Origin of the sequence: Parasphingorhabdus sp. (genome assembly GCF_039982415.1) — a bacterium.
In the GTDB taxonomy this organism is placed as follows: domain Bacteria; phylum Pseudomonadota; class Alphaproteobacteria; order Sphingomonadales; family Sphingomonadaceae; genus Parasphingorhabdus.
This window is the reverse complement of sequence record NZ_JBDWYL010000001.1, coordinates 322,697-340,862: the sequence shown is the minus strand read 5'-3', so window position 1 is coordinate 340,862 and position 18,166 is coordinate 322,697. Positions and strand designations below refer to the sequence as shown.

Sequence of the window (18,166 nt, the reverse complement as noted above, 5' to 3'; positions counted from 1 at the left end):
CAGCGCTTCTTAGCTTATATGGGGCGGGTTGAACGGACTTCAACCAACAATTCTTTATGCCGGAGCAAAAGACTAGAAAGGCAGTTTAAATCCTGCTGGCAGACCCATTCCGCCGGTCATTTTGCCCATTTCTTCATTGCTCACTGCGTCAGCTTTGTCCCGTGCATCATTAAAAGCGGCAGCGACCAAATCTTCTAAAATGCCTTTTTCTTCTGCTTTCATAAGGCTTTCGTCAATTTTGACACCCAAAATACGGCCCTTTGCGGTCGCTTTGACCGATACCAATCCGCCGCCAGATTGCCCTTCCACCTCGATACTATCGAGCTTGGTTTGCGCTTCTTCCATTTGCGCCTGGACCGTTTGAGCAGCTTCTTGCGCCGCTTGAATCATTTCTTCCATCGATTTCATGCTTGTGAACTCCTTGATTCCGGCTGAGAAACATCTTGCGCCGGATCTTTTTCATTTTCTAGTAACTCCGCATCGGGAAAGGCTTCGAAAGCCGCTTTTACGAGCGGTGTATCTAATATCGCTTGGGTGGCTGCATCGCGGTCCAGCTGTACCTGTTCAGAAATACTGGGTTTTGCCTCACCCTGCCCCTCTGCCAGCGTCCACACCACATTTGTGGCCTGTTTCAATGCCTCGGCAATCTTCTTCACATCCGCCGCGGCAATGGGTCTGGCTGATTGATATTCGATCATCGGCGCAGCAAAACGAATGATCCGCATGTCTGCTATTAATATACTCTCCAAAATAGGCGAAACCGCTCCAATTATTGCAATGACAGACTGGAAATCTTGCGGCAATTCGGCAGCACCAATAGGCTTAATTGGATCAGTTGGAGACGATGAAATCGGTTCCGACGGTTGCGATTTCGGCATGGGCTCTGTCTTGGGAGGCTGACTGTTATGTTCCGAGGACAATATTGCCGCAGTTTCGTGTGATACCGCTTCTTCGCGGTCATTTTGCGCCAAAATTTCCGTTGCTGTGCTGCCTACTTGGGGAGGTGATGATGCGGGAGCTGGCATTGGGGCGGGTTTTTCGACCGGTGCCTGCGCCATTTTTGCTAATTCGCCAGGGTCCGGCATATCGGCAGCGCATAGGACACGCAAAAGGGCCATATCACAGGCTTCCCGCGGCATATGCGCGCGTTGAACTTCCTCATACCCTTTGAGAAGTAATTGCCATAACCGATGGAGAATAGGATAAGAAAGTTCCTGCGTCCAATGGCTTAACTGCGCTTTTGCTTCCTCAGATAAGGTGGGATCGTTCGCCCGACCAACTTTAAACAAGGTTACCTGATGGCACAGGGAAAGCAGGCCATTCATTAAAGATAGCGGTTCAACACCTACCCGATATTGCGCATCGATCGCATCCAGTAGAGCTTGAGTATTTCCTTCCAAAAACAAACCAAAAAGCCGCCGCACCGCGCTCCGATCGGACAAACCGAGCATTTCACGGATCTGTGTAGCCTTGACGTCACTATGGCCGCTATCGGCCCCGTCCATATCGGCATGTGCAATCGCTTGGTCGAGGATGGAAAGACCGTCGCGCACCGATCCTTCAGCCGCTTGGGCGATGAGATCCAAGGCTTCGCGTTCCGCTTCCACGCCTTCTTTTTCAACAATATTGGCGAAATGCTGAGAAAGCTGGTCGGCTTTAATTCGCTTCAAATCAAAACGTTGACAACGGGACAAGACCGTAATCGGCACTTTATTAACTTCGGTGGTGGCGAAAATAAATTTCACATGCGCTGGCGGCTCTTCAAGCGTCTTCAACAACGCATTAAAGGCATTTTTGGACAGCATGTGCACTTCGTCAATAATATAGATTTTATATCGTGCAGACACGGAAGCATAGCGCACAGCTTCGATAATCTCACGGACATCATCGACACCGGTATGGCTCGCGGCATCCATTTCAATCACGTCAATAAAACTGCCTTCGGCAATGGATCTGCACGGTTCGCATTTGCCACAAGGATCAATAGTGGCGCTGCCTTGCCCGTCTTCGCCAATGCAATTCAGAGCTTTTGCGATAAGCCGGGCTGTGGAGGTCTTGCCGACACCGCGCACACCCGTCATGAGAAAAGCGTGGGCCAAACGGTCTCGTTTGATGGCGTTGCCCAAGGTTTGCACCATGGCATCTTGCCCAATCAGCTCGGAAAAGTTGGACGGACGATATTTGCGCGCCAGGACGCGATAAGGCTGTGCCGCAGCAGGTGCCGGGCCCAGCGGAGCTTCCACGCCACCAGCGGCGAATATGTCGGGTGAATCGGACATCAGATGAGTTTAGGCGCTCGCTCTCCGCTTGTCGAAGCCTTAAAGCGGTTTCCACCCTTATTTCTATTGTAAATTTTTGAGTAGGAGCCGGGCGACCCGCAGAAAAATCGTTACGGCTGCTTCCTTCCGGATCTGACCGGGTTGGCGAACACTACGTCCACCCGACTCCCGCTGCGCATATGGCGAGCTTTGTGGACGGATTCAAGTCAGTTTTGTTGTTACCGCCTATTTCCTGCGTTGCGCAATCCAGGCCGCAAGTTTCGCAACTTCGACAATAGTCCGGTTAACTGCGCCCGCAGAAGCCGTTGGGCGATCTGTAAATACGGTTAAAAATTGCGGTTCATCGCCACCATAGCCTGCAAAAGAAGGCCAGAATATCGCTGCATCATTATAGGCTAAGCCTGCCGGAGCGGTCCCCGTTTTATTGCCTACAGGCCAACCATAAGGCAGTCCCAGACGAATTCGGTTCAAACCGGTTTTACTGGTAGCCATAGCGTCATAGACGGTCGACCAATTTGAAGATCGCGAGGGACCACACATCAAACCGTACATAAGTTGGGAAAAGGCCACTGGGCTGCTTGTGTCGCGAGGATCGCCCACTTTATTTTCGTTCAAAGCCGGTTCGATCCGATCCAAACGCGTGATGGCATCGCCGCGACGACGCACGAAATCGGTAAAGCCTGCTGGACCACCAATAGCCTTTAACACCAAATTGGCGGCCGAATTATCGCTGGTCTTGACCGCAGCCAGAGCCAATTCTTTCAATGTCACTTTGTTGTTTGCTGCCAATTGATTTTCGACAAAGGGCGCATAGGGTACAAGATCCATTTCGCTTAGAAAAAACCCTTTATTTATATCCGCCTGTCCTTGTTCGGCCGCATCCATTAGAGCAAATGCGAGCGGTGCTTTAAAGGTAGAACACATCGCAAATCGCTCATCACCCCGATATGATAGAGCAATCTTACCCGAGCCATCGGTCAAGGCCATGCCAAGCCGGCCACCCATTAGTTTTTCGAGCCGCACTAGCTCCTTGTTGGCTGCTGCATCCTGATATTGAAAAACTGCTGGTTGCTGTGCACTCGCTGCAAAGGGGAATGTTGTGGCGACGGTTAACAGAGACGATCCCGCCATAAAATTTCGACGATCCATCATCACTATACTCCCTGCATGTTCCGACTTTCTGCTGGAATTTGAACGGTTAGTCCGTCCAATTCAGCGGTGATTGTGATTTGGCAGGCCAATCGGCTCGTGCGCCGCGCACCAGCAGCCAAGTCGAGCATATCTTCTTCCATCTCTGTGGCTTCCGGCAATTTGTCAAAATCATCGGCAGCAACGATAACGTGACAAGTAGAACAGGCCATTTGGCCTTCGCACGTGCCTTCCAAGGGTTGATCGTGAACTTGCGCAATTCTGAGCAGATCATCTCCGGCTTCTGCGGCTGCCGTTACCGTTTTTTCGCCGTCAGCACTGACAAAATTAATTTTGATATCACTCATCCCAACTGCGCCTCGACTGCTTGATTGATAGAATTGGCTGCTCGCTCAATATCATCTTCACTATTATACCGGCCAAAGCCCAGTCGTATCGACGATCGTATCTGCGCGCGATCCAATCCCAACGCAGCCAGAACATGGCTGGGTCGTCCAGAACCACTGGCACAAGCCGAGCCAGCAGAAAAAGCCACGTCGCGGACCTCGGACATCAGTCGGGCAACATCGATATCAGTCCGCATGATATTGAGATTACCGCAATAGCGATGATCGGTAGACCCATTAATCGTCCAATTTGAAAAACAATGACTCGCCTTGTCATAAAGAGCCTGAATATGCGCTGTATCCTTGCGACTGCGATGCACGCATAATTCTGCCGCCTGACCAAATCCGACGCAGAGCGCTGGCGACAATGTCCCCGATCGCAAACCCTGTTCCTGTCCACCGCCGTGAATCATCGGCGGCATGGATAGGCCATTGCGATACCACAGCGCGCCAATTGCTTTTGGTCCGTAGATTTTGTGCGCTGAAATTGCGGCTATATCGATATTGTCGGGAATGCTCACACGGCCATAACCCTGGACGATATCGCAGAGCATCAAGGCGCCTTTTTCATGTGCTAGCGCGGCAATGGCCTCAATCGGTTGCACCGCGCCAATTTCATTATTCACCAACATGGCGGCAACCAATGCGGTATGTTCGTCAATGACGCGATCCAGTTGTTCGAGAGAGACAATACCATCGGATTTTACCGGGTGATATGCGACGCGAAATCCCTTTTTCTCATAGGCGGCTGCCGTATCCCGAACCGCGGCATGTTCGGTTTCCAACAGAATAATTTTATTGCGGCTAGGAAATTTGAGCGTTTCTAGAATTCCAAAGCCGGTGTTGATCGCTTCGGTCGCGCTGCCCGTGAATAGAAGTTGTCCATCATCTGGCAAAAGTGCCAACACTTGTGCGCGTGCATGTTCTACGGCCGCGGACGCTTTGCGCCCCAAAATATGCGCGCTGTGCGGGTTGCCAAAATTATCCCGCAACCATGGGATCATGGCATCGAAAACTTCCGGCGCCAGCGGCGTTGTCGCTTGATTATCGAGATATATTGGCGCTTGTGCCATCGCTTAGACTTTACGTACTTCTTGGAAGATCGACTTCCACTGTTCGACAAATTCGTAAATTTGGGCGCGCGTTGTATCCCGTCCGATGCTCACTCTGATCACTTCCCGCGCGGTGTCACTATCTATACCCATGGCCTCCAAAACATGGCTGGGTTTGAGTGTTCCAGAAGAACAAGCGCTTCCTGCTGACACCGAGAAACCGGCCATATCAAATTTGATGAGCTGTGTATTCGCGGCCACTCCCGGCATGTGATAGCTTCCAATTGTTGCGATCCGAGCAGCATTTTCAGCAATAACCTTGCCCCCTTCGCTTTTTATCGCATTGTCGAGATGCGCGCGCAATTCGGTGGCCCGACCAGCCCAATTGGCGGGCGCTTCCAACGCCGCGACCATGGCCAAAATATAGGGAAGATTCTGGGTGCCGGATCGATAGCCTTGTTCCTGACCACCGGGCGCATGCAATAGATTCAAATCCTTGATCAACAATGCGCCAACACCGGGCGGTCCGCCAAATTTGTGACCGGCAATGATGATTAAATCCGCGTCTGGCAGTGGCATTTTCCCAACGGATTGGGAACAGTCCGCCATTAATATGGCACCGCGATCCCGAGCGACTTTAGCAAGCGCTGCCATATCCTGCATGATACCCGTTTCATTGTTTACCGATTGCACTGCCACCACCGATGGTTCTTTAACAGATTTGAGCATATGATTAAGGCGCATGGGCACGACCAAACCATTTAAATCAACCGCTATAGATTCTGCATCTGGTGCAAATCGCAAGACTACATCATGTTCGATTGGTGACACAAATTGGCGGCGCGCCTTGGTTTGCTTCAGCGCAATTTGAATGGCTTCGCTGGCCCCACTGGTAAACAGAACCTCACCATCCCAATTTAACGCATTTTTGAATCGTCTGCGGGCGTTTTCGAGCATAGCTCCTGCCGACCGACCATCGGCATGTGGCGAAGAAGGATTGGCCCAGTGCGAAAAACCTTCCAAACACGCCTGACGGGCAACATCTAACATCGGGGTAGTTGCGGCATGATCCAGATAGATTCGCTTATTTTCAGACATAAAACTGCCATTGGCCTTTGAAGGTTGCGGGATAGAGTTGCGGATTACTATACTCTCTCTATATAGGCGCTTCATTTAGCGCAAAAGCTATTCTGTCTTTTGTTGCAAACCATTTGTAAACTCGATCATAGAATTGAAAAAGCCATGCCTGACGTAATTTTTACCGGACCTGAAGGTCGCCTTGAAGGCCGTTTTAGCCCAGGGCCACGTGACCGCGCGCCCGTTGCGATGATCCTGCACCCCCATCCACAAGCGGGCGGCACTATGAATGATCGTATTACGCAGGCGATGTATAAGACATTCGTCAATCGTGGATTTGCGACTCTCCGCTTTAACTTTCGTGGTGTGGGTCGGTCACAAGGCATTTTTGACAATGGCATTGGCGAATTGTCAGATGCCGCCTCTGCCTTGGATTGGGTTCAGAGTATTCATCCCGAAGCCCAAACAACCTGGATTGCCGGCTATAGCTTTGGTGCGTGGATCGGAATGCAATTGCTCATGCGTCGCCCAGAAGTGCGCGGCTTTATCTCCGTTTCTCCGCCGGCAAATATGTATGACTTTAACTTTCTGGCGCCCTGCCCGTCATCCGGAATTATCATCCAAGGCGTGAATGATGAAGTCGTGACACCAAGTGCCGTCCAAAAGCTAGTCGACAAATTGCGCACGCAAAAACATATCACAATTCATCATGATGAAATTCCCCGCGCCAATCATTTTTATGAAAATGAAATGGAATTGCTGATGGGATCGGTCGACAATTATCTCGACATGCGTCTCGCGCCGGATTCGCCGATTAAATAATCATTCTAGCGCGTCAGGAACCAGCGTCTCGTTGCCCGGCTCAGCGCCGGGTGTAGGGATCGTCCAAATCGCGACATTGAGGAACATTACGGCAGCGGCCGCTAACATAAGCCAGCCTTGCTTCTTGTTCTTGCCCGTGCGGATCAGATAGACGCCGCCCGCGAGCAATCCCAAGCCCGCCAGCATCAATATCGACAATATCCAATCAGCCAATTGCGCTCTCCTCCCCATAATAGTGCCGTCATATCAATTCGATATCAAGCCAAGATGATTTTTCCTATTATTGGCACGCTGACTATCGCTAGTTCTTCATCCGCGGCTCTAAAAACATCGCTGTTGGGCGTTCCGGCCTCAATATGCACAGGATTCGCGAAAGGATAGCGGCATGGACAGCAAATTATCTCTTTTTATTTGGGCCCAACTGCCTCCAGATTTCTATCTTTCCCAATTGGAAGGGTGGACAGATGCAGAGAGCAGAATTGCACGATCTCCATCCCAGTTTGATCATCGAGATCACATGGAAATGATCTTTAATGGACTGACTTTTTCACTATTTCATTTTGATGCCGAGGACATGGCTCAAACGGCCGCCCAATATGCAACAAATCCATATGAGCAAAATTTATCAAGATCTTCCCTGTCCGCAATTGGGATAATGCCTGCGGATCATATTGCTTCTGGCAAGCATAGCGAAACCATCAACAACTATTTGTTGCAACTGGCGCGATATGTTGGACTTGAAATTGATGCCAAGTTCATTCTTTGGCAGCCATCGCAGCAGACTATGGCTTTTTCTCAATTTTTGGGCGTGACTAACCATCAAGGGCAAAATGACCCAATATCCATTCCCTTGCAAATGGCGCTAATAGAGCAATCTGATGGCACTATTCACACCAATGGATTGCGTTATTTTTGCGAACAAGAAATCCGCTTTAAGCCAAGCTTTGGTTTCGCGCCGGAAGCCCTTCGCAAAAGAGCAGTGCATATTGCACAGAAAATTGCTGCAAGTGGCAAGATATCGGAGCGCAAAAAAACGGATGGCCTTTTTGAAGGCGAACTGGTCATGCTCACACCCGATAACAAAAGCCAATGGGTAGACGCGGCAATTGTCGCAGACGACCCGCGACAACTGCATTAGTCTAATGGCATCAACCCCTCTGGCCGACAATAAGGGTCAGGTTTTAAGCCGCTGTAGGCGCTGCCTCGCGGACATTTTGATCAACATGTTCGGCAAATTGCTCAAAATTGTCGATAAACAGTTTCACCAGTTTTTGCGCCGTCGCATCGTAAGCTGCGCCATCAGACCAAGTTGAACGCGGATCGAGAATGGCGCTGTCTACGCCCGGCACGGCAACCGGTACTTCAAAACCGAAATTTTCATCATGACGGAAATCGCCATCATTCAGACTGCCATCCAAAGCCGCGTTTAGAAGGGCGCGGGTGGCTTTGATCGGCATCCGGTTGCCTTCGCCATATTTTCCGCCAGTCCAGCCCGTGTTGACGAGCCAGCAGCGCACACCGCCTTTGGCAATGCGCTCTTTCAGAAGGTTTCCATATACGGATGGATGACGCGGCATAAAGGGCGCGCCAAAACAAGTGGAAAATGTAGCTTCTGGTTCGGTCACACCAATTTCGGTTCCCGCGACTTTCGCAGTATAGCCGGACAGAAAATGATACATGGCTTGTTCCGGTGTCAGGCGAGAAATTGGCGGCAAAACACCAAAGGCATCAGCTGTGAGCATGATGATATTTTTGGGAACTGGTCCCATGTTTTTCTCGGACGTGTTTGGAATATAGTCAATCGGATAGGCGCCGCGGGTATTTTCCGCTTTACTATTGTCATCAAAATCCAATTCTCGCGTTTCTGGATCCATCACCACATTTTCGAGGACCGTACCAAATCGACGGGTTGTGGCATAAATTTCAGGCTCTGCTTCTTCCGACAAGCGAATCATCTTCGCATAACAGCCGCCTTCAAAGTTAAATACGGCCGTATCGGACCAACCATGTTCATCATCACCGATTAATGTCCGACTGGCGTCAGCGGACAGGGTTGTTTTCCCGGTGCCAGACAAGCCAAAGAAAATCGCGGTATCGCCTTCTGGCCCCATATTGGAAGAACAATGCATTGGCATGACCGAGTCTAGAGGAAGCAAGTAGTTGAGCAAACCAAAGACCGATTTCTTCATTTCTCCAGCATAAGCGGTTCCGCCGATGAGGATGAGCTTCTCTGTCAGATTCACCGCAATAACCGTTTCACTGCGTGTCCCATGACGCGCCGGATCTGCTTTGAAACTAGGCAAGTCGATAATCGTATATTCCGGATCAAAGCCAGGTAGTTCGTCGGCCGTGGGGCGAACCAGCATCGTCCGAATGAACAAATTATGCCAGGCTAGCTCGTTGATCACACGAACATTCACGCGATGCTCGGGCTGGGACCCACCAAATAAATCCTGTACAAATAATGTCTCTTTTTCACCCAAGGCTTTGAGGAAATCTTCTTTCAGCGCGGCAAAATGAGCGGGCGTCATATCGACATTGGTTTTGCCCCACCAAACACTAGCTTCTGTCTCCGCATCACGGACGATAAATTTGTCATTGGCCGAACGACCGGTGTGCTTGCCGGTTTCAACCACCAATGGACCATCTTTGGCCAATTGCCCTTCTCCGCGAGAAACTGCCGCTTCAACCAAGGCGGGTGCTCCCAGATTCCAGTGCTGTTCAGCGGCTGTGGAAAAACCTTGATCATTTAACGTTACGGACGAAACTTTTGGCACAATTATTCCCCTAAGGCTTGAATTAGGAATGGACGATTACCGGATTCGGTATGTTTGATGAGGCGCTTAACTTACCCAACCGAGTCGGTCAAACTGGCAGATTGGCTGAATTTCTCCACGGAATGCTTAAGCAAATAATGACAACGATAGTCATTTCTAACCACTATCCCCAAAACCATATCTATCTTGTGCCGAGGCTTGGCATCAATTAGGCCGTTGTTCGAAAAAGCTTACCAATGTTCACAGGATAGGTTCCAGCGATGGCCGCAAATATTGCTCTAGTTGATGATGATCGCAACATATTGACCTCTGTATCAATAGCGATGCAAGCCGAAGGATATGTCACGCGGGTTTACTCGGACAGCGAGGCAGCCTTGCAGGCGATATTGGACAATCCGCCGGATCTTGGAATATTCGACATAAAGATGCCGAAAATGGATGGTTTGGAATTGTTGCGCAGGGTTCGCGAAAAAAGCAATCTGCCGGTTATATTCCTAACCTCCAAAGACGAAGAACTGGACGAAGCCCTCGGTTTAGCCATGGGTGCCGATGACTATATAAAAAAGCCATTTTCGCAGCGCCTGCTGATAGCACGCGTTAAGTCGATTTTGCGGCGCGCAGAATTGGTAAAAATGACGGATGAAGAGGTCGATTCAGAAGGAATGGAGCCATTGGTCCGAGGCGGGTTGGAAATGGACCCGGCCCGACATTTGGTGAAATGGAATGGCGGCAATGTCACTTTAACCGTCACCGAGTTTATGATTTTGGAAACATTGGCTAATCGACCCGGCGTGGTCAAAAGCCGTAATCAACTGATGGATGCAGCCTATCAGGATGATGTCTATGTTGATGACCGCACAATCGACAGCCACATAAAACGTCTGCGCCGTAAATTCCGGGAAGTGGATCCGGAATTTGATGCCATTGATACGCTCTATGGAGCCGGTTATCGCTACAACGAATAGCCCTGAATCGGCACGAGACGAGCGCGAGCTATCTCTGCGATGGTCTGCGCGCCTGTCCCTGACCACGCGGATATTGGCGGTCAATATTCTCGCTATCGCACTGCTCGCGGGCAGCTTATTCTATCTCGACAACTACCGCGATGAGCTCACCGCCGAACGGCTGAGCCAAGCCCAATTGCAAACCCAAATTATCAGTGATGCATTAAATGTGCAGACGCCCGAAAATCAACAAGATTTGATTGAGTCTTTTGCTAAGCATTTGGGTAGTCGATTGCGCCTATATGACGGAAACGGTACAAAAATAGTCGATAGTTTTGAACTGGCAGAACCAACTTATCTGTTGCGTGATCCACAGACTCAATCATGGCAAAAGGATGTTGCGCGCAAACTCGACCAATCGATCGAATTTATCGTGCTCAGCAAACCCATTACCCCTTTTGCAGAACCACAGAATGACCGCGCCAATGCTTGGCCCGAACTTCGCCTTATCGGCGATGATCCGCAACCCAATAGCGCCGTGCGCTATGCACCGGATCGCACGCCAATGATTATTGCCGCCTCGCACATTCCCAGCAATAACAATCGTCTTTTGCTGACCAGCAATGCTCGCGACATCACACGCATCGTGCGCGCGGAACGATCCAATGTGGTCTTGGTTATTTTCCTGACCGCTATTGTTTCCATCTTATTGTCTCTTTTTCTGGCGCGAACCATTGTTCGACCGATCCGCAAGCTTGCTCGGGCAGCCATTCGCGTACGGTTGGGCCGGGCCCCCGAAATTACCGTGCCGCGCATGCCCGGACGGCGCGATGAAATTGGTCAGTTGGCTCGCGCTTTGGCCGATATGAGCGGTGCACTGCGCTACCGCATCGATGCCACAGAAGCCTTTGCCGCCGATGTCAGTCACGAAATCAAAAACCCCCTCGCCTCCTTGCGCTCGGCTTTGGAAGGGTTGGACCGCGTCGATGCACCGGAATTGCGCAAGCAATTGCTCGATGTCGCCAATGACGATGTGCGGCGGATTGACCGGCTGATCAACGATATTTCCGAAGCATCGCGGGTTGATGCAGAATTGGCGCGAACAAAATTTGAACAGGTTGATATCGGGAAAATGCTCGACCAGTTGCTCGCCGCACGGGAACAGCGCGACACCAATGAGAATATCAAAATCGCTTTTGCCCGACCGGGGCGAGGCGTGGCGCTGGTCATGGGAGACGATGATCGGCTGGAACGGGTTTTTGGCAATATTCTCGACAATGCGGTATCTTTTTCACCCGAGGAAGGATTGATTGAAATATTGGCCACGCCAGATGCGGATGAAGTGGTCATTCAAATATCAGATGAAGGCCCTGGTATTTTACCTGAGCAACGACTGAAGATATTCACACGCTTTCATTCGGATCGTCCGGCGTCGGAGGCTTTTGGACGCCATAGCGGCCTCGGTCTGGCAATTGCCAAAACCATTATAGAAGGTCATGAAGGAACGATCGAAGCGATTGATCGACCCGATGGCGCTTCCGGAGCCTGTTTCGAAATTCGTTTGCCCAAGGCCCCTTCATGAACGAGAAAATCTTGCATGCCACGGCAGTGTCCATCGGCGGTGATGGCTTGCTCATCACGGGGCCTTCTGGCGCGGGAAAGTCGGATTTAGCCTTGCGCCTCATTGATCGCGGCGCCACTTTAATAAGCGATGACTATGTTGAAATGCAGAAAGAAAACGACCACATCCTATTGATCACGCCCGCGACAATTGCCGGTCAGCTCGAGATCTGCCATCTGGGCATTTTTGACTATCCCCATATTTCAAAGGTTCCGCTAAAGTTGCACATACGATTAGCCCCCAATCCCGAGCGCTTTCCGATGGGCAGCCAAACCGAGACAATTATGAACACCCCTATTTCGACAATAGCCCTGAACAGTCATGAACCAAGCGCCCCCATCAAAGCGGAATTGGCGCTCCAAAAATTGTACGAAAACCAAGGTGACACCTTATGAGTAGCGCCGCTAAACATGTATTGTTGCTGACTGGTCTCTCAGGTGCCGGCAAGTCAACTGCGCTCAAGACTTTGGAAGATATTGGCTGGGAAACCGTTGACAATTTTCCGATACGCTTGGTTGAAGGTCTGTTGAAAACGCCTCCATCCAGTTCGCGCGGCGATGGTGATCCGCCTTTGGCGCTGGGCTTTGATAGCCGAACCCGTGGCTTTGATCCCGATGAGTTAATCCATCGGATTAAGCAGCTGCAAGACAATGCGGACTATCATATTTCCACATTGTTTCTGGATTGTGCGGGCGGAGAATTGGAACGGCGCTATGGCGAAACCCGCAGACGCCATCCTCTTGCTTTGGATCGACCAGCCAAAGAAGGCATCGCGCTGGAACGATCACAATTTGAACCGATCCGGCGATGGGCCGATCACGTCATGGACACGAGCGACTTGTCGGCCAATGATTTACAAGGCCGGATTCGAGAAGAATTTAGCCTGCAAGACACCGATATAACCACGGTAACAATAACCAGCTTTGGTTTCTCACGCGGCCTACCCAACAATATTGATTTGCTGTTCGATGTCCGCTTTTTATCGAATCCATTTTGGGATCCCGACTTGAAATTGATGACGGGACTCGATGCACCAGTGGCCGATTATATTGCCAAAGACCCCGCTTATCCCGAAGCCTTAAACAAATTTGAGGAAATGTTGAAATTTTTGGTTCCCCAATATGTCAGAGCGGGCAAGGCCTATGTCAATATCGGAATTGGTTGCACCGGTGGCCGTCACAGATCGGTACATGTTGCCGAAACGCTGAGCAAAAACTTGCAAGACGCCGGATTTTCGCCCACTGTCCTGCATCGCAATTTGGCATCACGGCCAATGGACGCGCTCGAAGCCATGCAAGATCTGAACGGAAATAAGGGTAATTAATTGCAATGATCGGTTTGGTGCTTGTTACCCACGGCCGCTTGGCTGTCGAATTTATAACCGCCATGGAACATGTCGTAGGCCCTCAGAAAGCCATATTGCCGGTTTGTATTGGACCGCATGACGATATGGAGCAGCGCCGCGAGGAAATTGCCGAAGCAATTGACAAGGTGCAAGGCGGAAAAGGCGTGATTGTCCTAACCGACCTGTTCGGCGGCACGCCGTCTAATCTCGCCATATCGCTGATGGAAAAGGACAATGTGGAAGTTATTGCCGGCGTCAATTTGCCCATGCTGATCCGTCTTGATGGCGCGCGTAAATGCATGGACGTGGGCGACGCAGTTGCCGCAGCCAAAGAAGCCGGTCAAAAATATATCAGCGTTGCATCAGAAATATTGGGTAGCGACGCGTGAGCGAATTTCGCAAGACTGTTACCATTACCAATAATCGCGGTCTCCATGCTCGGGCCAGCGCGAAATTTGTGACCTATGTCAGCAAATTGCCAGAAGGATTGACGGTTAAAGTCGCCAAAGACGGAACCGAGGTCACCGGCACGTCGATCATGGGGCTTATGATGCTCGGTGCAGCCAAGGGCGATGATGTCGACATTATCGTAGCCGGAGAGCAAGCCGAAAGCGCGTTGGATAAATTGACTGGATTGGTCGTAGATGGTTTTGGCGAGGACTAGTTTCCATGTCTGACTCCCAGCGGCGGCAAATTACCGGTTTTTCCAACCCGACTATCAAACGGCTAAGAAGCTTGCGCGAAAAAAAGCATCGCAAACGCGAAGGGCATTTTCTCGCTGAGGGGCTGCGTATTCTTACTGAAGCGCTGGATGCCGGCAAAACCCCGAAATTGCTGGTGCTGGTTGAAGATGCCCCCTTGCACCCCCTCGCTGAAAAAATCGAACAAGCCACGCTGGATGCCGGCGGCGAAGTGATTGAAACTAGCGAAGCGATTATTGCGAAGCTTTCCGGAAAGTCCAATCCTCAATCCATTATCGGAATCTATGCGGATCACCCGACACCCCTTGCAGAACTGGATCGCAAACTATCTGACATTTGGCTAGTGGCTCAGGCGCTGCGCGATCCCGGCAATCTTGGCACCATATTAAGAACAGGCGATGCGATTGGCGCTGGCGGCCTGATCCTGATCGACGATTGCGTTGATCCATTCGCTGTCGAAGCCGTACGCGCAAGCATGGGCGCCATCTTCACACAAAAAATCACACAAGCCTCATGGGAGGAATTTCTACCCTGGCTGCGCAGTGGCGAAGGACAGTTGGTGGGCACGAGCTTGAATACCGACAAGGATTACCAGGCGGTTCGCTATAGCCCGCCGACATTTTTGCTCATTGGAAACGAAGCGCAAGGCTTGCCCGCATCTTATGAAACGGCGTGCGATATATTGGTCAAAATGCCGATGATGGGCAAAGCAGACAGCTTGAATGCGGCCATGGCAAGTGCAGTGATGGGCTATGAAGTGTTAAACCAGAGACGAAAATAATCCGATTATCGCACCTGATTTCTATTCGGCAGCCTCATCTTCTGTAAAGCGATCCTCTTCGATCAGCACGGCTTCCACCTCGTTGGCATAGCGAGGCAAGGCTTCCACTTCGGCAACAGGGTCCAATTCCTTCTTGCCGGTTTCAACGTTCAATTCCGCAAATTTACGGCCGGTTGCCATGACATTGCGTTCAAAACTGCCGACAAACTTATTATAATTGCCCACAGCGCTGCCCAAACCGGATCCCATGCGTTTGAGATGTTCTCCGGCAACCGCGAGCCGATCGTACATTTCTTTACCCAATTGGCCGATTTGCTTGGCCTCGGCAGCCATTTTCTCTTGCCGCCAGACCCCTGCAACGGTGCGCGCTATTGCGACCAAATTGGTTGGCGTGGCCAGCAAAACCTTTTTCTCAAAAGCATGATCCCATAATCCTGGTTCATGCTCGAGTGCAGCCGCCAGAAAATGTTCTCCCGGTACAAACATGATGACATAATCGGGCGCATCTTCAAATTGGTCCCAATAGGCTTTTTTCGACAATCCATCGATATGCGTCTTCATCGAATTACAATGGCGAGCCATCGCAAAACTGCGCGCTTCATCATTATCTGCTTCAAAAGCATCCTGATAATCATTTAGCGAGACTTTCGCATCGATGACCAGTTTTCGTCCACCCGGAACATTAATCACCGCATCCGGTCGCAAACGGCCTTCATCGGTATCAATAGATTGTTCGGTCACAAAATCCGTATGTTCCGACAAACCACAAGTTTCGAGCACATTTTTCAGTTGTTGCTCGCCCCATCGACCCCGCGATTTGGGAGCGTTGCGCAGACTATTGACGAGCCGAGCGGCCTCTTGTTGCACGCGGTCCTGTCCTTGGCGCACTTGTTCAATAGTGGCTGTAATGCCGGCATAGGATTCGGTGCGTTCTTTCTCTATTTTCCGAATGCTTTCCTCATAAGCGGACAAGCGTTCATTAACCGGTTGGAGCAATTTGGCGATTTTCTCGCCCCCTTTTTCATTGGCTTGATCAAAGCGCTGATCCGCCCGTTCCAAAAATTGCCGCTGTGCGGTTTCAAGCATCTTGGCGCCGACTTCTGAAAATTGGGCGGATAATGTTTCTTTTGCTTCGACCAATTGCTGCAATTGCTTTTCGTGATTACGGGCATCGGCTTCCATCGAGGCCAGCGTCTGTTTCGCCAAATCGCGATCATCCCGAATGGTATCGCGTTCTGTACGGGCAGTATCCCGTTCATGCTGAACGCCATCCAGCATGGCCCGGAGCGACGCTATCGTTTCTTCGCCCGCCTTTGTGGCAGCTTGTGCTGCACGGCCGCCAACAAACCAACCCGCAACCAGGCCAGCGAAAAGTGTGACAAGAGCAATGATAAGAGCCGTGATTGCGTCCAAGACATGTCCTTTCCGTGGGAACGAAACAAGAACTTAGGCGGTCATCGCCTCAGTTGCAACAGAAGTTTTGTACTGATAAAACAAACGCCAATTGCCGCGCAATCCGGTGCCTTTAGGCATAGCCAGGGTATAGTTAGACTATCGTTAGTTGATAGCAAAAATCGCGCTATGCCGCTTCCTTGCGATGCTTAGCCAGTTTTTTCAGCACCATTTGGCGCTTTAGACGCGAGAGATGATCAATGAACAAAATGCCTTCAAGATGATCCATCTCATGTTGCAAACAGGTCGCCAGCAAACCATCCATCTGCTCTTCATGTTGCTTGCCATCTACATCTTGCCAGCGGGCCGTAATCGTCGCGGGGCGTTCGACATCGGCATATTGTTCCGGCACCGATAAACAGCCTTCACTATAGACATTGAGATCATCGGAAGGATCAAGAATCTCCGGATTGATGAATATTTTTGGGTCCCGGATGACCTCATGGTCATGGTCGCAATCTTCGCCATGCTCATGGTCATGTTCGGCAGGTTCTTGCAAATCAATTACCAATATCCGTTTGGGCACACCTACCTGGATCGCCGCCAAGCCAATGCCCGGCGCATCATACATCGTGTCAAACATATCCGCGATGAGCGTTTTCAACTCTTCATCGAACACGGTAACCGGCTCTGAAACAGTTTTCAGACGCGGATCGGGAACTTCAATTATTGGTAATATTGCCATGGCGCAAATTTAGGGATTCCCTTCCGGTTCGTCAAGCCGTCCGCTCATCCGCCGCTGACGGGACGGCGGGATCGTAAGGCTTGCGCCAAAGTCCCTTCATCGAGATAATCCAATTCACCGCCCACCGGTATACCATGAGACAATTGGCTAAGACGCAACGGATAATTTTCGAGACGCTCCGCGATATAATGCGCTGTCGTTTGGCCTTCCAAAGTCGCGTTCATGGCCAACACCACTTCATCTATGCCGCCCTGCTCCACACGCTTTATCAGCTTATCGATCGCAATATCTTCAGGCCGCACCCCGTCGAGCGCAGATAGGCGCCCGCCCAAAACATGAAATTTTCCGGGAAAGAGCCGGGACTTATCCAGCGCCCAAAGATCTGACACTTCTTCCACGATACACAGCGATTTGGGGTCTCGGCGCGGATCCTCACAAATCTGACAGGGATCCTGCGTATCGACATTGCCACAAATGGAACAGGTTACCAAATGGGCTTCAACCTTTTCCATTGCCGCCAATATCGGCTTCATCGTCGTTTCCGGTCGTTTTAGCAAATGCAGCACGGCGCGCCGCGCTGATCGGGGACCAAGGCCGGGAAGTTTTGAAAGGGCCTGAACCAGATTTTCAATCTCTTGAGATGCCATGCATTGACCTTTAGGGCCATGATGTGTTCGCTGCCAATATAAAATCTTGCTGTCCTACACGGGCGAGTTTGGCTAGGGAGACTGCATGACTCACAATCCCTTTAAATTCGCGACATTCAAGGCGTTACCAAACGAAACCACATTATCACCCGAAGCAGATATAGCGGGTGAAAATTGTGTGAACTTTGGAGCAGTCAAAGGCTCTCGCCGTCGTAATATCACCCCTGTGATTTGTGTGAACTTTGAAAGGCTGGATTACAAAATAGGAAATGACAGCTTGTGCTCCGCACGTGTTGCGGAGCCTAGGACGACTGTCGCACCCTTCAACCCTGGGCTCCGCAACACGTACGGAGCACAAAAACTGGAAGCCGGGGAAAAACACTCTGAAAAATGTGTGAACTTTGGAGCCGGTAATATGATGCACCAGGCACAATCATGACCGCTGAAA

21 protein-coding genes and 1 other RNA gene are annotated in these 18,166 nt (G+C 50.7%); 10 read left to right on the top strand and 12 right to left on the bottom strand.

Features of this window, described 5'->3' with window-relative positions; genetic code table 11:
• Positions 1–72 precede the first annotated feature (72 nt).
• The 7 genes from ABJU74_RS01705 to ABJU74_RS01675 all read right to left on the bottom strand — a co-directional run bounded on the left by ABJU74_RS01705 (position 73) and on the right by ABJU74_RS01675 (position 5,964).
• The gene (locus ABJU74_RS01705) at positions 73–408 is read right to left on the bottom strand and encodes a YbaB/EbfC family nucleoid-associated protein (RefSeq protein ID WP_348385844.1); all 336 of its coding nucleotides are present in this window, start codon (positions 406–408) and stop codon (positions 73–75) included.
• Positions 405–2,279: a DNA polymerase III subunit gamma/tau gene (locus ABJU74_RS01700; protein WP_348385843.1), complete on the bottom strand. Its 1,875-nt coding sequence runs from the start codon at positions 2,277–2,279 to the stop codon at positions 405–407. The genes ABJU74_RS01705 and ABJU74_RS01700 overlap by 4 nt, the downstream gene beginning before the upstream one ends.
• Before the next feature lie 77 nt (positions 2,280–2,356).
• Positions 2,357–2,451: signal recognition particle sRNA small type (gene ffs / locus ABJU74_RS01695), an RNA gene on the bottom strand.
• 53 nt (positions 2,452–2,504) lie between these two features.
• Entirely contained in the window at positions 2,505–3,431 is a 927-nt protein-coding gene (gene bla / locus ABJU74_RS01690; protein WP_348385842.1) for a class A beta-lactamase, read from the bottom strand.
• Between the two features lie 2 nt (positions 3,432–3,433).
• Entirely contained in the window at positions 3,434–3,775 is a 342-nt protein-coding gene (locus ABJU74_RS01685) for a 2Fe-2S iron-sulfur cluster-binding protein (RefSeq protein WP_348385841.1), read from the bottom strand.
• On the bottom strand, positions 3,772–4,887 hold the full coding sequence (locus tag ABJU74_RS01680; RefSeq protein ID WP_348385840.1) for a cysteine desulfurase family protein: 1,116 nt from the start codon (positions 4,885–4,887) through the stop codon (positions 3,772–3,774). The genes ABJU74_RS01685 and ABJU74_RS01680 overlap by 4 nt, the downstream gene beginning before the upstream one ends.
• Positions 4,888–4,890: 3 nt before the next feature.
• On the bottom strand, positions 4,891–5,964 hold the full coding sequence (locus ABJU74_RS01675; protein WP_348385839.1) for an aminotransferase class V-fold PLP-dependent enzyme: 1,074 nt from the start codon (positions 5,962–5,964) through the stop codon (positions 4,891–4,893).
• A gap of 144 nt (positions 5,965–6,108) precedes the next feature.
• Here ABJU74_RS01675 and ABJU74_RS01670 point away from each other — a divergent pair, with 144 nt between their 5' ends.
• Positions 6,109–6,765, top strand: coding sequence for an alpha/beta hydrolase (locus ABJU74_RS01670; RefSeq protein WP_348385838.1), 657 nt, complete (start codon positions 6,109–6,111; stop codon positions 6,763–6,765).
• On the opposite strand, the gene ABJU74_RS01665 is transcribed toward ABJU74_RS01670, so the two are convergent.
• The gene (locus ABJU74_RS01665; RefSeq protein WP_348385837.1) at positions 6,766–6,978 is read right to left on the bottom strand and encodes a hypothetical protein; all 213 of its coding nucleotides are present in this window, start codon (positions 6,976–6,978) and stop codon (positions 6,766–6,768) included.
• 172 nt (positions 6,979–7,150) lie between these two features.
• Between ABJU74_RS01665 and ABJU74_RS01660 the strand changes: the two genes are divergently transcribed.
• On the top strand, positions 7,151–7,903 hold the full coding sequence (locus ABJU74_RS01660) for a hypothetical protein (RefSeq protein ID WP_348385836.1): 753 nt from the start codon (positions 7,151–7,153) through the stop codon (positions 7,901–7,903).
• Between the two features lie 43 nt (positions 7,904–7,946).
• Here ABJU74_RS01660 and ABJU74_RS01655 read toward each other — a convergent pair whose 3' ends face one another.
• Positions 7,947–9,542 (bottom strand): phosphoenolpyruvate carboxykinase, encoded by a 1,596-nt coding sequence (locus ABJU74_RS01655; RefSeq protein WP_348385835.1) that lies wholly within the window; start codon positions 9,540–9,542, stop codon positions 7,947–7,949.
• A gap of 260 nt (positions 9,543–9,802) precedes the next feature.
• Between ABJU74_RS01655 and ABJU74_RS01650 the strand changes: the two genes are divergently transcribed.
• Genes ABJU74_RS01650 through ABJU74_RS01620 form a run of 7 tightly spaced genes read left to right on the top strand, consistent with a single transcriptional unit; the run spans position 9,803 to position 14,934 of the window.
• The gene (locus ABJU74_RS01650; protein ID WP_348385834.1) at positions 9,803–10,507 is read left to right on the top strand and encodes a response regulator transcription factor; all 705 of its coding nucleotides are present in this window, start codon (positions 9,803–9,805) and stop codon (positions 10,505–10,507) included.
• Positions 10,461–12,068 carry an ATP-binding protein gene (locus ABJU74_RS01645; RefSeq protein WP_348385833.1) on the top strand — a complete coding sequence of 536 codons (1,608 nt, stop codon included), beginning with the start codon at positions 10,461–10,463 and terminating at the stop codon, positions 12,066–12,068. Before ABJU74_RS01650 ends, ABJU74_RS01645 begins: the two co-directional genes overlap by 47 nt.
• Positions 12,065–12,502 carry an HPr kinase/phosphatase C-terminal domain-containing protein gene (locus ABJU74_RS01640; RefSeq protein WP_348385832.1) on the top strand — a complete coding sequence of 146 codons (438 nt, stop codon included), beginning with the start codon at positions 12,065–12,067 and terminating at the stop codon, positions 12,500–12,502. The genes ABJU74_RS01645 and ABJU74_RS01640 overlap by 4 nt, the downstream gene beginning before the upstream one ends.
• A complete protein-coding gene (gene rapZ / locus ABJU74_RS01635; protein WP_348385831.1) occupies positions 12,499–13,431 on the top strand; it encodes an RNase adapter RapZ in 933 nt (310 codons plus the stop codon). Before ABJU74_RS01640 ends, rapZ begins: the two co-directional genes overlap by 4 nt.
• A gap of 5 nt (positions 13,432–13,436) precedes the next feature.
• Entirely contained in the window at positions 13,437–13,841 is a 405-nt protein-coding gene (locus tag ABJU74_RS01630; RefSeq protein WP_348385830.1) for a PTS sugar transporter subunit IIA, read from the top strand.
• A complete protein-coding gene (locus tag ABJU74_RS01625) occupies positions 13,838–14,116 on the top strand; it encodes an HPr family phosphocarrier protein (RefSeq protein WP_348385829.1) in 279 nt (92 codons plus the stop codon). The genes ABJU74_RS01630 and ABJU74_RS01625 overlap by 4 nt, the downstream gene beginning before the upstream one ends.
• Positions 14,117–14,121: 5 nt before the next feature.
• The gene (locus tag ABJU74_RS01620; RefSeq protein WP_348385828.1) at positions 14,122–14,934 is read left to right on the top strand and encodes an RNA methyltransferase; all 813 of its coding nucleotides are present in this window, start codon (positions 14,122–14,124) and stop codon (positions 14,932–14,934) included.
• A 21-nt stretch (positions 14,935–14,955) separates the two neighbouring features.
• Here the strand turns inward: ABJU74_RS01620 and rmuC are convergent, their stop codons facing one another.
• The 3 genes from rmuC to recR form a co-directional block, all read right to left on the bottom strand.
• Positions 14,956–16,347: a DNA recombination protein RmuC gene (gene rmuC, locus ABJU74_RS01615; RefSeq protein ID WP_348385827.1), complete on the bottom strand. Its 1,392-nt coding sequence runs from the start codon at positions 16,345–16,347 to the stop codon at positions 14,956–14,958.
• A 166-nt stretch (positions 16,348–16,513) separates the two neighbouring features.
• Positions 16,514–17,071, bottom strand: coding sequence for a peptide deformylase (def, locus tag ABJU74_RS01610; protein WP_348385826.1), 558 nt, complete (start codon positions 17,069–17,071; stop codon positions 16,514–16,516).
• Positions 17,072–17,115: 44 nt separating this feature from the next.
• Positions 17,116–17,718, bottom strand: coding sequence for a recombination mediator RecR (gene recR, locus ABJU74_RS01605; RefSeq protein WP_348385825.1), 603 nt, complete (start codon positions 17,716–17,718; stop codon positions 17,116–17,118).
• Positions 17,719–17,803: 85 nt separating this feature from the next.
• Between recR and ABJU74_RS01600 the strand changes: the two genes are divergently transcribed.
• A complete protein-coding gene (locus ABJU74_RS01600) occupies positions 17,804–18,157 on the top strand; it encodes a hypothetical protein (protein ID WP_348385824.1) in 354 nt (117 codons plus the stop codon).
• The last annotated feature ends 9 nt before the right edge of the window (positions 18,158–18,166 follow it).